We start from the raw sequence: 285 nt of genomic DNA, 5'->3' as shown, positions 1-285 counted from the left end.
CACATTGTGATTGGACACGACGCCCGGTTCGGCCGCGGAAACTCCGGCGACCTGGACACCATGAAGGCGCTCGGCGGGAAGTTCGGGTTCGAGGTCCAGGTCATCAGCGAATTCGGCTCAGAGGGCTACCCCCTCCATGACGACGACGGCTCGGACCGCCGCTGCTCCTCCACCTGGGTCCGGGAGGCCCTCCAGGAAGGCGACGTTGCCACGGCGGCGGCAGTCCTGGGCCGGCCCCACCGGATGCGAGGCGAAGTTGTCCACGGCGCCGCCCGCGGCCGTGCC

The 285-nt window shown here is 70.2% G+C and carries 1 pseudogene; it reads left to right on the top strand.

Going from position 1 to position 285, the window contains the following annotated elements:
* A pseudogene (locus AC5RWX_RS34600) lies at positions 1–285 on the top strand (bifunctional riboflavin kinase/FAD synthetase); the annotation flags it as partial.

The organism is Arthrobacter sp. SPT-J7 (genome assembly GCF_059089965.1).
Note: the sequence above shows the minus strand (reverse complement) of the source record. Positions and strands in the feature narration are given on the sequence as shown.